Annotated in this window: 5 protein-coding genes; 3 read left to right on the forward strand and 2 right to left on the reverse strand. The window is 40.3% G+C overall.

What is annotated here, in order from left to right:
- Nucleotides 1–41: 41 nt before the first annotated feature.
- Nucleotides 42–2,369 (forward strand): M1 family metallopeptidase, encoded by a 2,328-nt coding sequence (locus tag R2Q94_RS11640; protein ID WP_316821634.1) that lies wholly within the window; start codon nt 42–44, stop codon nt 2,367–2,369.
- An 80-nt stretch (nt 2,370–2,449) separates the two neighbouring features.
- Here R2Q94_RS11640 and R2Q94_RS11645 read toward each other — a convergent pair whose 3' ends face one another.
- Together R2Q94_RS11645 and R2Q94_RS11650 are read right to left on the reverse strand one after the other, a co-directional pair.
- Nucleotides 2,450–5,455 carry a DNA gyrase/topoisomerase IV subunit A gene (locus R2Q94_RS11645; RefSeq protein ID WP_316821635.1) on the reverse strand — a complete coding sequence of 1,002 codons (3,006 nt, stop codon included), beginning with the start codon at nt 5,453–5,455 and terminating at the stop codon, nt 2,450–2,452.
- Nucleotides 5,456–5,600: 145 nt separating this feature from the next.
- Entirely contained in the window at nt 5,601–6,089 is a 489-nt protein-coding gene (locus R2Q94_RS11650; RefSeq protein ID WP_316821636.1) for a cytidine deaminase, read from the reverse strand.
- A 165-nt stretch (nt 6,090–6,254) separates the two neighbouring features.
- On the opposite strand from R2Q94_RS11650, the gene R2Q94_RS11655 reads away from it, so the two are divergent.
- Both R2Q94_RS11655 and R2Q94_RS11660 read left to right on the forward strand, forming a co-directional pair.
- Complete coding sequence (locus tag R2Q94_RS11655) at nt 6,255–11,456, forward strand: translocation/assembly module TamB domain-containing protein (RefSeq protein WP_316821637.1); 5,202 nt, start codon at nt 6,255–6,257, stop codon at nt 11,454–11,456.
- Nucleotides 11,440–13,725 carry a BamA/TamA family outer membrane protein gene (locus R2Q94_RS11660; RefSeq protein WP_316821638.1) on the forward strand — a complete coding sequence of 762 codons (2,286 nt, stop codon included), beginning with the start codon at nt 11,440–11,442 and terminating at the stop codon, nt 13,723–13,725. The genes R2Q94_RS11655 and R2Q94_RS11660 overlap by 17 nt, the downstream gene beginning before the upstream one ends.
- Nucleotides 13,726–13,731 lie beyond the last annotated feature (6 nt).

The following is a 13,731-nucleotide window of genomic DNA, read 5'->3' on the forward strand; positions in this document are numbered from 1 at the left end:
GAAACCGGCTTATTTAAACGACGACCAACAGATCATATCAAATGAAAAGAAATCTACTGCTACTTGCTTTATGCTTTATCAGTTTCCATGGCTCAGCACAATATCTGAACAATCCGGGATCCAACCACGGGAATAAATTTGAACAGTTAGGAACCATCATCTCCGATCCTAACGCTTATCGTTCTGCTTCGGGAGCACCAGGTCCGGCCTACTGGCAACAACGTGCAGATTATGAGATCAATGCAACGCTTGATGAAAACAAACTTCAGTTGCGAGGATCAGAGGCGATTACCTATTATAACAATTCTCCTGATCCGCTCAGTTATTTATGGGTGCAGCTGGATGAGAACGAACATAAGTCCACGAGCGACAACAAGCTGACAGAAACCAGTAAGATGTCTGACAAAATGGATTATGAAACATTGGCTGGCATCATCAATAGTCCGAACGACCTGGGCGTAAAAATCATTAAGGTAACTGATGAAAAAGGAAATGCGCTTCCCTATACCATCAACAATACCATGATGAGGATAGATCTTCCTGCAGTGCTGCAACCTAAAGGAAAATACAAACTGAACATCTCCTGGACCTACAATATTTCCAACAGGATGACTGTTCATGGCAGAGGCGGGTATGAATATTTTCCGGAGGACGACAATTATCTGTTTACCATCACTCAATGGTTCCCAAGAATGGCGGTTTATTCTGATTACCAGGGTTGGCAAAACAAACAGTTCGAAGGAAGAGGTGAATTTGCATTGGTATTTGGAAATTATAAAGTAAACATGACTGTTCCGGCCGACCACGTTGTGGGGGCCACTGGTGAATGTCAGAATTATACACAGGTACTCAATAGCACCAGCTTAAAACGATGGAATGCCGCTCAGACTGCGAAAGCTCCTGTAGAAATTGTAGACTTACAGGAAGCAAAATCTGCTTTGACTAAAAAAGCGACAGGTACAAAAACCTGGACCTATGTTGCAGAAAATGTGAGAGATTTCGCCTGGGTATCTTCCCGTAGATTAGTCTGGGATGCCATGGCCACCCATATCAATGGTAAAAAAATCATGTCGATGTCGTACTACGGTCCGGAAGCTTATCCGATTTACAGCAGATATTCGACTAAAGTAATTGACCATACACTAAAAGTCTATTCGAAACATACCATTCCCTATCCCTACCCGGTAGCCATTTCTGTAGAAGCGGCAAATGGAATGGAATATCCAATGATCTGTTTTAACCATGGTCGTGCAGACAAAGATGGTACTTATACCGAATCCACAAAATATGGAATGATCGGTGTGATCATCCATGAAGTTGGCCATAACTTCTTCCCGATGATTGTGAATTCTGACGAGCGACAATGGTCATGGATGGATGAAGGGTTGAATACTTTCTGTCAATATCTGGCAGAACAGGAATGGGATAACAATTATCCTTCCCAACGTGGTCCGGCACACAAGATTGTGGACTACATGAAGATGCCTAAAGATCAGTTAGAGCCGATCATGACCAATTCTGAAAATATCATCAACTTTGGTCCAAATGCCTATGCAAAACCTGCAACAGCTTTAAATATCCTTAGGGAGACGGTAATGGGCAGAGCCTTGTTTGATTATGCCTTTAAAGAATATGCAAAAAGATGGGCTTTTAAACACCCTACACCTGCTGATTTGTTCCGCACGATGGAAGATGCTTCCGCAGTAGATCTGGATTGGTTCTGGAGGGGATGGTTTTTCGGCACAGATCCGGTTGATATTGCTTTAAATGATGTTCGTTATTACCGAATGGATAGTAAAAATCAAAAGATAGAGAACCAGGAAAATCAAAAATCATTTGATAAAGACAATGATAACATCAGTAGAGGGCGCAATAGAAAAGAAGGAATAAAATTTGCCGTGGAACAAGACACCAGTTTATTGGATTTCTATAACAAATTTGAGCGTTTCGCTTTGACTAAAACAGGCGATGAGCAATTCCAAAAATACTACAGTTCACTTTCCGATGAGGAGAAAAAACTTTATGAAAGCAAAAAGAACTTTTATGAACTGGAGTTTTCCAATGAAGGTGGATTGGTGATGCCCATCATCATTGAATGGACTTTTAAAGATGGTACTAAAGAAATAGACCGTATCCCTGCTTATGTATGGAGAAAGAATGAAAACCAGGTGACCAAAGTTTTTGCCAAAGACAAAGAAGTGATCGGAGTTCAGTTAGACCCATACCGCGAAACGGCCGATATAGATGAAAACAACAACTCCTGGCCAAGGAAAGTACAGCCTTCAAGGTTTGAGCTGTTCAAGTATCAGCAAGCGCCAAGAGGCAGCTCTATTGGCGGAAATCCGATGAAAAAAGCCAGACAAAATTAAGTTTCAGTTATTTTTCATTGCAATAAAAAGCCCTCAGAATTCCAGGATTCTGAGGGCTTTGTGTTTTATAGTGATCCGACTTAGAATAAGTCCAGCTGACCTTTGTTGTCGATATCCAGCTCATCTGGATTCGTAATCTCTAAAGGAATCTTCTTGGCAGGTTTTTCTTCCTTCGTAGCTTTCGTTGCATTCCATGCTTTTTTAGGCTTTGCTTTTTCTACTACAGGACTGCTCTCTTCTGCGATTTCTGGTGTTTCCTCCACCTCTATTGGTTTTTCCACATCCTCAGAAGACACCTCAACTACCTCTTTCTTAGGTGTATTAAACGGCTTTTTAAGGACCTGCTTTTTTTCATTCTCCACAAGCTTATCCACAGAGTTATCCACATCCGAAGGGTCGATATCCTCTTTTACCAACAGTTTCTCCACAGAAGCGGGCTTTGTAGTCATTTCTGATTCTTCCTCAGCTTCTTCATTTACAGATGGGCCATCCTCAGTATCCGTATGATCAGATGTGGAATCCTCAGTTTCATCAGCCGACTCTTCTTCAGGGTTTTGATCTGCCTTTCCTACTTCTTCCAGCTCATCCTCTTCATGATTAAAGATTTCGATATGCTGAACATCATGCTGTGTCAGGCGGTTTCCATTTGCACGGATACCTTTCACATCTATAAATTCAGCAAGCAGAATTTCCAATGTCTCCGGAGTTTGTGTTTTACCTTTCAGCACATCCACCTTCAGCGTAGCTTCCGGGTTACTGGTCAGGTAAAGGAATTTAGAACCATTTTCTTCAGAAATCAGGCTTAACTTCTTTCCTACACCGATCGCTTCGAACACAAAGCGTTTCACAAAATGATTCTTCGCTTTCCCTTCATATTGAACTACTGCGAATGGTTTTTCAGGATCGAATTTCTGGATCAGGATCAGATCTGCATCAAAGTGATTGGTTAGATCAAAAGTACTCAGTTCGTACCAGCCATCTTTATGTACCTGTAGGATTTTATCATCTCCATCAAATTCGCCAAGGTATTTACCTCTGCCATCTACATTCAATCGTCTCAACAATTCATCATACCAGATTTTCAATCCGGCCAATGTAGAAACCCCTTTACTCTTCAGTAAAATCTTTTTGATAGGATATTTAGAAACAATGTTTCCTTGTGATCCACGCCCTTTAATCGCAATTTCTGCGAAATCCAGGTCGAATTGTAATTTCTTTAATTTGGTATGTGGTCTGAGCATGACCGTTACAATTTCTGCTTCCCCATTAGGATTAGCAGTGAAGTAAAGTACTTTAGAACCTTTACTTCCCTTAGTCAGGTCATATTCTTTATCACGGGTAATGCCGACAACAGCGAAACGTTTCACATAGGAAATTCCACTTGCCCCATCTTTATAGATCATGTTGTAGATCGTCCGTTCATCGCCTTTTTTAAACACCTGTGCATGCAAAATTCCTTTACCTACAAATGTTTTATCAGCCACCTTAGTGATGATACATTTTCCATCTTCCCTGAATACGATCACTTCATCAATATCCGAACAATCGGCGATGAACTCATCTTTACGTAAACCAGTACCAATGAAACCTTCATCTCTGTTCAGGTATAACTTCACATTGGCCAAAGCCACCTTTGAAGCTTCTACGCGATCAAATAAACGGATTTCTGTCTTTCTTTCCCTGCCTTTACTGTATTTATCCAGTAATCGCTGGAACCAGGCAATGGCATAGTCTGTTAGATGACGCAAATGGTTTTTCACCACTTTAATTTCGTCTGCCAATGCTTTCATCTGATCATCCGCTTTCTTCACATCGAAGCGCGTAATGCTGCTCATTGGTTTATCAATCAGCTTTTTAAAATCCTCCGGTAAAATCGCTCTGTATAACTGTGGCATAAAGGGTTCAAACAATCTGTTCAATACCTCTACTACCGCATCAAAATTACTGGAGTTCTCGTATTCCGGGTGTTTATACATTCCCTCCTGAATAAAGATTTTTAGCAAGGAGCTAAAGAAAATCTTCTCCTGAAGTTCGTTTAATTTAATTTCTAATTCCTGTTTGAGTAAAGCCTTCGTGTTATTTGTATTCTCAATCAGAATATCATTAACACTTAGAAAATGTGGCTTATCCCCCTTGATGATACAGGTGTTTGGTGAGATCGAAACCTCGCAGGAAGTAAAGGCATATAATGCATCAATGGTTACATCCGGTGAAATTCCAGGCGCCAGTTGCACTACAATCTCTACATGCGCAGCGGTATTGTCTTCAATCTTCTTAATCTTGATCTTTCCTTTATCATTTGCAGAAAGGATGCTATCGATCACAGAACCGGTAGTTGTACTGAAAGGGATCTCCGAAATGACCAAAGTTTTCTTGTCTTTTTCCGTGATTTTAGCACGTACCCTGATTTTACCACCACGCATACCTTCGTTGTATGCAGAAAAATCTGCCATACCACCAGTAAAGAAGTCGGGTAATATATTTGGGCGATGACCTTTTAATACTTCAATAGAAGCTTCCAGCAATTCTATAAAATTGTGGGGCATGACTTTGGTAGCCAAACCAACGGCAATACCTTCTGCCCCTTGTGCCAATAGCAAAGGAAACTTAACGGGTAAAGTAACGGGTTCATTGTTACGGCCATCATAACTCAACTGCCATACCGTAGTATCTCCATTAAAGACCACTTCATTGGCAAATTTAGAAAGACGTGCTTCAATATAACGTGGTGCAGCAGCGCTATCTCCGGTAATTGGATCACCCCAGTTACCCTGACAATCGATCAGCAGATCTTTTTGTCCGATTTGCACCATGGCATCACCAATTGAGGCATCCCCATGCGGGTGATACTTCATGGTATTCCCGATCACGTTTGCTGCTTTATTGAAACGTCCGTCGTCCATCTCTTTCAGCGAGTGCAAGATACGTCGCTGAACTGGTTTCAAACCGTCGTTAATGTGTGGTACAGCCCGATCCAGGATCACATAAGAAGCATAATCAAGGAACCAGTTTTCATAAAGTCCGTTGATAGGAATTACGGTATGTTTGCTTTCTTCGTTGATGTTTTTTTCTATTTCGTCGCTCATCAAAAATGGATTGGATGCTGTAAATATAAGGGTTGAAAACGAAATTTTAAGCAAGGACTTCCCAACAGTTCCTGTTAAGAACCAGCTTTATGAGCAAGAGATTCGCATGCTTTTTAAAACGGGATATCCCGGGTAGCAAAAGGAATTATACTGACAATCGCGATTCCACAAATACGAAAGGCAACAGATTTTTTATCCCTTTGACTTTTAAAATTTCCCCGTTGATACAATAGAACAGGACTTCAATTTCCTGTTTTTGTTTTTGTTCAAACTCAGCCATCACCTGCAAGCAGGAACCACAACAAGTCACGGGTTTTTCGATGACAAAGTTATCAGTTTTTGCGGTAATTGCCATACTTTCTATCAGGGCATCCGGATCTTCCGAACCGATCTTAAATAACGCTACCCTTTCGGCGCATAATCCAGATGGGTAGGCTACATTTTCCTGGTTACTGCCCAAGACCAGATTTCCGTTTTTTAGTTTTACAGCTGTTCCCACTTTGAATCCGGAATAAGGGGAATAAGACGTTTTTAACGCTTCCTCTGCCTGTAGACATAGTGCCCTATCCTGCTCATTCAGCTCTTCGAGTCCATTAAAAGACTGGTAACTGATTGCGAAATTTCTTTCCTCCATCCGCTAAACATACACATTTCAACGCTGCTCTTAAAATCAATTTTTACCGGAGGTCATAAACAATTTTATTATATTGATTGTACTTATAGGGACAACTAGCTAAAACCTGTCCGGTGGCATGGTTTTAGTTAACCGATAATCACACAAAATCTCAATTTAAGTCAATTGAATAAATATATACGTAAAAGTTTTAAAGTCGTTTTATGGATTATCGCCAGCATCATCATGCTCGTGGTTCTGCTTGCGCTTTCTCTAAATATTCCGGCAGTACAAAATTTCGTAAAAAATCAGGCGATCAGTTACTTAAAAAATAAAACAAAAACTGAGGTTAGCCTGGAAAGCATACATATTGCCCTTCCTAAAGACATTGTCCTGAACAAATTCTACATGGAAGACAGAAAAGGTGATACCTTATTATATGCACAAAAACTGGCAGTAGATATCAATCTGTTCAAAATAATGAACAATAAAGTAGAGATTAATAACATTGCTTTAGAAAAAATCCGTGCCAATGTCACCAGGATCAACCCAGACACTACTTTCAACTTTTCTTTTGTAGTGGATGCCTTTATGTCTGATCAAAAGAAACCGGAGGATCAGGTAAAAAAAGATACCACTTCTACCCTTAAATTTTCTGTGAGCAAAATCAGTTTAGAGGACATTGGGATTGTGTATCGTGATGATGTGGCAGGAAACGAAGTGAAATTACATCTTGGTGAATTTAAGACCGATATTAAAGACTTTGATATGGATCAGCAAAAATACCTGATCAAATCGCTTTCCTTAAAAAATACCGACTTAAAATATGCGCAGCGTAAACCACTTACTCAATTAAAAGCACAGCTCGAACAAAGTATTGACACCTCAAAAACCGCATCTGGTAAATTGCCTTTGGTGGAGATACAGGACTTTGCTTTTAACCATGTAAAAATCAATTTTGAAGACCAGATTTCACAAATGAATGCGGATCTGAATCTGAATGAAGTGGTTCTGACACAATTGATGGCCGACCTGACCAATAACAAATACAAGGTTGCGGAAGGAAAAATCAATAATTCTACGCTGAATTACCTGGCCGCTGCATCACAGATGAAGGCAAATCTGAACCTCAAGGAATTCTCGATGAGTAAATTGATGGCTGACCTTAGTAAAAGCAGTTACCAGTTAGAACAGGCCAGCTTAAATAATTCTGATGTGCTTTTTGCCTTTAAACCGGCAAATGAAAAAACAGCTACACCAGGTTCATCGGGAAAAACAACAAGCAGTGTAAAATCAGGAGCGGCTAAAGATGGCAGCAACAGCACTGATCCTGCTGCTTCTCCGGCAATTTCTTTACTGCTCAACAAATTAAACCTTTCAAAAAACAACATACAGTTTGATAACCTGAGCGAAAAGCCAGTCAAGGGCATGGATTTTAATCACCTGAAAATCTCTGATCTGGATTTGATTGCAGAAGGTATTGGTTATGGCCCTGATGGCATCAAAGTAGTGGTAAAAAAAGGCTTCATGAAAGAAAAAAGCGGCTTCCAATTGTCGAGATTACAGGGAGATGTTTTGTATAGCGACAAAGCCATTTATGTTAAAAACTTCATTTTAAAAACACCTCATACGTCGATTGAGAACGCGACTGCCCTGACCTATACTTCCATGGATGACCTGACGAAACATCCGGAAAGGGTAAAAATCAATATGGTGGTCAGAAATTCAACGATAGGTTTGAAGGATGCCGGTTATTTTTCTGATGCTGTTCCTGCCGCTTATAGAAATGAAAAACTGAAGATCAACGGAAATGTAAATGGCTACCTCAATAACCTGAATATCCCTCGTTTTCAGGCTACTGGCTTAAAAAGTACGGTAATAGACATCAATGGTAAAATCAAAGGATTGCCAGACATGAACAAGCTCTATGCTGACCTGAACATCAGGCAATTTTCCATGACCAAACAGGATTTATTGGTAGTGATTCCTAAAAACACCTTACCTACAAACATAGAATTGCCAAACAGGATACAGGCCAATGGTAAGTTTACCGGCTCCCTAACTAATTTCAACACCGGCTTCAACATCAATACCGACATGGGATCGGCCAAATTACTGGCCAATATGAAAGGTCCGAAAGGAAAAGAGCAATATACCGCCAATATCAGCCTGAATAATTTCAATGTTGGCAAACTCTTGAAACAACAGGCACAGCTAGGTAGGGTTACTGCCAAAGCCACTGTAAATGGAACAGGTCTGGATCCAAAAACTGCCAACCTAAAGATCAACGGACAAATCCTGGCAGCGGCTTATAATAAGTATACTTACAAAAACCTGAATATCAATGGAACATATGCACAGCAAAAGCTGAATTTGAAAAGCAATATGGCGGACAGCAATTTGAATTTCAATCTCAGTGCCGCAGTAAACATTGCAGGTAAATATCCAGCAGTAAAAGCAAAAATGGACCTGACACAGGTTGACCTTAAAGCCTTGAATTTTAGTCCGACAGAATTTAAAGTTGCCGGTACCATTGATGCTGATTTAAGTACCGCAGATCTGGATTATCTGAATGGTGATGTCTTTGTAAAAGGTTTGCAAGTAGTTAAAGAAGGCAAGAGAATTAACGTAGACACAATTCAGGTCCATGCGGAAACTTCTGCAGAGAAAAGCTTGCTGACCTTAAAATCGGAACTCATGTCTGCCCGCATCGATGGAAAATATCAATTGTCGAATTTGGCTGCTGCAGTAACCAATCAGCTCAACAAATACTATCAGTTTGGGGAGGTTAAACAGATTCCTGATCAGCGGATTCGTTTCTTTGCCAAAGTTTACAATCCTAAATTCCTACAGGACTTTGTACCTTCATTAACTACTTTCTCTCCTTCTTATATCTACGGATTATTAGACACGAAGAAAGACAGTCTAACGATGAAAGCCTGGATTCCTAAAGTGGTTTATGGGGATTATAATGTAGACAGCACCAAATTAAGCATCGACAATACAGATCAGAAAATCAATTATAAGCTGACAGTAAAAAGTCTGCAAAGTCCTTCGATTAATCTCTACAATACGGAAGTTAGTGGTGATGCTGTGGGCAATAACTTAGGTGTAAATATATTCCTGAGAGATCGTAAACTCAAAGACAAATACCTGCTTGGAGGAACCTTCCAATCGATCAACAAAGATTTCCGATTTAGTTTGGATCCTCAAAAACTTTTGTTGAATTACCAAAAATGGCTAGTGGCTCCTGATAATTACATCCAGTTTGGTCAATCGGGAATTATGGCGCGGAATTTCGACATCAGCAGGGATAACCAATTATTAAGTATAAACAGTGTGAGCAATGAGTCTAATGCACCATTAAAAGTAGCGTTTAAAGATTTCAAAATCGAGACCTTAACCAAGTTTGCCGAACAGGACAGCTCGCTTCTTGGTGGTGTGATCAACGGAACTGTGGATGCAAAAGACCTGATGGGAAGCCCGAAATTTGAAGCCAACCTGACTATTGATCAATTGCGTTACCAGAAAGACCAGTTGGGTACCTTGCGTGTAGCAGTAAACAACAATACAGCAAATGCCTTTGAAACGAACATTTCCTTGTCTGGCGTACACGAGCTTAGGGCCAATGGATTCTATTACACTTCACCAGAAAGCGCATTAGACTTAACCCTGAATATTGATAAGATAGACTTAAAACAACTGGAAAGCCTTTCTATGGGGCAAATAAAAAATGGCTCGGGAACTATCGGCGGACAGTTCTCCGTAAAAGGTGCTTTAACCGCACCAAAAATACTTGGAGAGTTGAAATTTAACCAGGCGGCATTTACGGCAACTTATGTCAACTCTTATTTCAGAATACCGGACGAGACCATCAGTTTCAATGAAGAAGGGATCAAATTCGACAGTTTCACGGTACTGGATTCTCTGAATCAGCCATTAACTGTAAATGGAAATATTTACACCACCAATTATACAGATTTCCGTTTTGGCCTGGACATTTCTGCCAGGAATTTCAGGTTGATGAACTCTACGGAGGCTGATAATGACATGATTTATGGTAAAGTGTTTGTCAGCACCAATTTCTTTAGAATCCGTGGAGATATGTATCAACCGCAGATCAATATGAACATTACCGTGAATAAAGGCACCAAATTTTTCTTTGCCATGCCAAGTTCTGATCCTTCCATTATAGATCAGGAAGGTGTGGTCCAGTTTATAGATGCGGATGCTCCGCCATTTAATGGTAAGGTAGCCTTGTCAACGGATAGTGTGACCAAGGCTCCGATCATGGGTATCAATCTCAGCGCAGACCTCAATATGGATAAAGACGCAGAATTTACGGTGGTGGTAGACCCTTCAAATGGAGATCAGCTGAAAGTAAAGGGAGAAGGTACATTAAATGCCACAATGGACCCGAGTGGTAAGATGAGTCTTACCGGCAGATATGAACTTAGCGATGGTTCTTACAAACTTTCCGTTGGGGGTATCGTATCCAGAGAATTTAAAATACAGCAAGGTAGCAGTATTGTATGGACTGGTGAGCCGACCTCTGCAAATGTAGACATCACGGCATTGTATGAAGCCAATGCTCCTGCCATCGATTTGATTGCCAACCAGGTAAGCGACGAACTGAGCAGAGCCCAATCGAAACAAAAGTTTCCATTCCAGGTATACCTGATGATTACAGGGGAGATTATGAAACCAATTATTAATTTCAAACTGGATCTACCGGAAAATGAACGTGGAATTATTGGTGGATTGGTGTATGCGCAATTACAGACCATAAATGCAAATGAGAGTGAATTGAACAAACAGGTCTTTGCATTATTGGCATTAGAACGATTTATAGCAGAAAATCCTTTCCAAAGTCTGGCAGGAAGCGGAAATGGTCTGGTGGCCAATTATGCCCGTCAGAGTGTAAGTAAATTATTAACCGAACAGCTGAACAATATGGCTTCAGACCTGGTTAAGGGAGTCGACATTAATTTTGGATTGAATACTTCAGAAGATTATTCTACTGGAAAACTGGAAAACCGCACGGAACTGGAGATTGGTTTGTCTAAGAAATTGCTGGACGACAGGCTCACAGTAACTGTAGGTAGTTCTTTCGGATTAGAAGGAAATTCAGGTCAGAACAACAACAATTCCAGCAATATTGCAGGAAACGTAAATATCGAATACCTGTTATCTAAAGATGGCCGCTACCGTCTGCGTGCTTATAGAAGAAATCAGACGGAAGGAATTATTGAAGGTCAGATTATAGAAACCGGTATTGGTTTCGCCCTGGTAGTGGATTACAATAAATTCCGTGAGATTTTCAAACAATTTAGAGATAGACGTACGATTAAAAAAGAACAGAAGCCCAAAAATGAGAAAACGAATTAGACCTTTATTTTTTATGAGTCTTTGCCTGGTATTTTCTGCCTGCAGCAATATTAAATATTTGCCGGCAGGACAGAATTTATATACTGGTGCAAGCGTAAAAATTAATCCGGATTCAACAGGGAAGATTGAAGAGGAGAGCGATATAAAGGGAATTTTAGAAGATAAAACCAGGCCACGCCCCAATGCTTCATTCTTAGGGCTAAGGATCAAATTATACATTTATAACCTTGCCGGAGAGCCTAAGAAAGCAAAAGGCATCCGCCATTGGTTGCGCAATAAAGTTGGGGAACCACCGGTATTGCAAAGCCAGGTGAAAATTCCTTATAACAATGCAGTATTGGCCAGTTATTTAATCTCTCAGGGTTATTTGCAGGCAAAGGTAACCGGGGATACAGTGGTTAAAAATAGAAAAGCCAAAGCAATTTATACCGCTGAAACCGGAGATCGCTATACCATCAATCAGGTCAACTTTCCAAAAGACAGCGCAGGCATCACTGCTGTAATCAGTCGTAATTCTGGGAATTCTCTCCTTAAAGTTGGTGATTTTTATGATTTTGACACCTTCAAAGCGGAACGGGAAAGAATTGATAACGACCTGAAGCAAACTGGTTACTTCTATTTCAATCCGGATTACCTGATTCTGCAGGTAGACAGCACTATCGGGCACAATAAGGTCAACATTTTTGTAAAAATAAAGGAGATCACCCCAAATGCAGCACTGAAACCCTACACCATAAATGACATTACCATTTATCCGAATTTCTCGCTAAGGAACGACTCCTCTATTCGCGCGAGTAAACCGATACTTTACAAAGATTTCATCATTAAAGACCCTAAAAACACCTTTAAACTGGGTGTGTTTGACAGGTTGGTATTCTTTAATAAAGGAGAGCTTTACAACAGAAAAGACCACAACCAATCTTTAAACAGAATGGTGAACATTGGAACATTTAAAGTGGTAAAAGCAGATTTTTTACCGGTAGACAGCTTTAAAAACAACCAACTGAATGTCAACTTCTACCTCACACCATTAAAGAAAAACTCTTTATCCTTCCAGATTTTAGGCACCAGTAAATCAAATAATTTTGTGGGTTCTGAAGTGAAATTAACCCAGACCACAAGAAATGTGTTCCGCGGTGCGGAAAAACTGGAAATCAGTGCCAGTGGTGGTTTTGAGAAACAGATCAGGGGATCGAATCAGGCTCAGGGGAATTCATATTCCTTAACGGGACAGGCAAAATTAATATTCCCTCGTTTTCTACTCCCCTGGTTTAAATTTAATAGTACCAATGCCTTTATTCCTAAAACAAACATACTTGCCTCCTATCAGATTCTGGATCGTGTAGATTATACCTTAAAAGCCGTTAAAGCGGAATTTGGTTACGACTGGAAGGAGAACATTTACAAGGAACATATTTTTAATCCAATTTCCATCAATTATGTGAAATCGAATGTTGTAGATTCTGCAACGCTTTTTAGGGAGAACCCCTCTTTAAGAACCAGTTTGGAAAATCAGTTTATCGTAGGCTTAAACTATAATTTCACCTATAATGACCAGGTGAATCAGAATAAAAGAAATAATATCTATTTCTCTGGTGACCTGGAGACTTCAGGTACAGTGCTGGGTTTATTGGCACCAAAAGATGCTGCAGGAAAGAGATCCATATTTGGCACTGCGCTTTCACAGTTTATAAGACTGGAAGGCGATATCAGAAACTATTATAAGGTCAATAAGAAAGTTACCTGGGCAAACCGTTTTAACGTTGGTCTTGGATATGCTTATGGCAATAGTAAGGCCCTTCCTTTTGTGCGCCAGTTTTTTGCAGGAGGAAGCAGTGACATCAGGGCTTTTGGCTCCAGGATATTGGGACCGGGCACATATGTGATTCCTGACTCTTTAACTTTCAAAGATCAGGGTGGTGATGTTAAAATCATGCTGAATACGGAATTGCGCTTCAAAATTGTAAGCATGCTTTACGGTGCGGCCTTTATTGATGCAGGAAACATTTGGCTGAGAAAAAATGATCCCTTAAAACCGGGAGGACAATTTAAATTTAACCGGTTCCTAAGTGAAATGGCTATTGGTACCGGTGCAGGATTAAGGGTTGACGCCTCTTTCTTTGTGATTCGTCTGGACGCTGCCTTTCCGATCAGGCGCCCTGATTTGCCAGGCGGACCAGCCTGGGTGATGAAAGACATCGATTTTGGCAGCAGTGCCTGGAGAAAACAAAATTTAACATTCAATCTGGGTATTGGTTATCCTTTCTAAACAAAA

The organism is Pedobacter gandavensis, from assembly GCF_032678465.1.
GTDB lineage: Bacteria > Bacteroidota > Bacteroidia > Sphingobacteriales > Sphingobacteriaceae > Pedobacter > Pedobacter gandavensis_B.

What these genes read in the sequence shown, in the direction of transcription:
- R2Q94_RS11640 (WP_316821634.1), top strand. Translation starts at nt 42, where the DNA reads ATGAAAAGAAATCTACTGCTACTTGCTTTATGCTTTATCAGTTTCCAT.
- R2Q94_RS11645 (WP_316821635.1), bottom strand. Translation starts at nt 5,455, where the DNA reads ATGAGCGACGAAATAGAAAAAAACATCAACGAAGAAAGCAAACATACC.
- R2Q94_RS11650 (WP_316821636.1), bottom strand. Translation starts at nt 6,089, where the DNA reads ATGGAGGAAAGAAATTTCGCAATCAGTTACCAGTCTTTTAATGGACTC.
- R2Q94_RS11660 (WP_316821638.1), top strand. Translation starts at nt 11,440, where the DNA reads ATGAGAAAACGAATTAGACCTTTATTTTTTATGAGTCTTTGCCTGGTA.